The 1,223-nt window shown below is 61.2% G+C and carries 1 protein-coding gene; it reads right to left on the bottom strand.

The window, feature by feature from the left end:
* Positions 1-15: 15 nt before the first annotated feature.
* Complete coding sequence (locus ACWTU9_RS33115) at positions 16-1,164, bottom strand: IS30 family transposase (protein WP_454574623.1); 1,149 nt, start codon at positions 1,162-1,164, stop codon at positions 16-18.
* Positions 1,165-1,223 lie beyond the last annotated feature (59 nt).

Here is a 1,223-nt window from a genome sequence, read left to right on the forward strand (position 1 = left end):
GGTGGGTTCAACCGGTCATCGCAACACCTTCTGTAGCCTATCGGCCGGCGTTTCGAAGTCCAGGGTTTTTCGGGGTCGCTGATTGAGCCGCAGGGCGACGGCGTTGAGTTGGGCCTGCGAGACATGGGAGAGGTTAGTTTCTCTCGGGAAGTACTGCCTGAGCAGACCGTTGGTATTTTCGTTGCTGCCGCGCTGCCAGGGACTTCGCGGATCGCAGAAGTAGACCTGTAGATCGGTTGCAACGGTGAAGCTTTTGTGCCGAGCCATCTCTTTGCCTTGGTCCCACGTTAGCGAGCGCCGCAACTCTTCGGGCAATGTGCCGATCGTCTGGGCGAGGGCCGCCACGACGGTGGCCGAGTCCCTCCTCGCTACCCTTACAAGCATCGTGAACCGGCTGTGCCGCTCGACGAGGGTGGCGATGTGCGTGTCGTTCGCCCCGGTGAGCAGATCACCCTCCCAATGGCCTGGGATGGCGCGATCCTCAGCCTCGGCGGGGCGCTCGCGGATGGAGATCATATCGAGTATTTGTCCTTGCCCCGTCCGGCTCTGTGCGCCTTTGGCGAGCCGCATCTGTCGTTTGGTACGCAGGTGCGCTGTTAGTTCCTTCTTGAGCACCCCTCGCGACTGGATGAATAGACTGCGATAGATCACTTCATGAGATATCCGCATGCTTGGATCGCCTGGGTACTCTCGCCTCAGCCAGCCCGCTATCTGCTCCGGGGACCATTGCAACGCCAGCTTTTGCGCCACCCGCCATCGTAGCCGCCCAGAGCACGCCAGGCGACACTGCTTCGGGCGCAGCGCTCGCTCCCAAGCATGCTTGTCGGCCCGGGTTGCACGATACGCTTGTGCGCCGCCATTGCGCGAGATCTCGCGACATATTGTCGATGGGGATCGCCCGAGACTTCGTGCAATAGCGCGGATTGCAAGACCCGCCGCGATCCCGCGAGAGATCTCTTCGCGCTCCGCCAGCCCGAGCGTCAAGGCCGCTCTACGTCTAGCTGACGGAGCAATGCCGCCGTGTAAGGATACGATCCGCTGAACGCCGGTCTTGTTCCGGCGGTCAAGTGCCCGCGAGATCGACGAAATGCTCTGACCTCGCTTCCATCGCTCCCAAAGCTCGGCCTTCTGCGCTGACGTAAACCAGATCCGTGACGTCACCATGCAACACCTCCTCATCCTCTCAGATTAAAGCGTGTTGCGATGACCGGTTGAACCCACCG

The sequence above is a fragment of the Mesorhizobium sp. 128a genome (assembly GCF_053848025.1).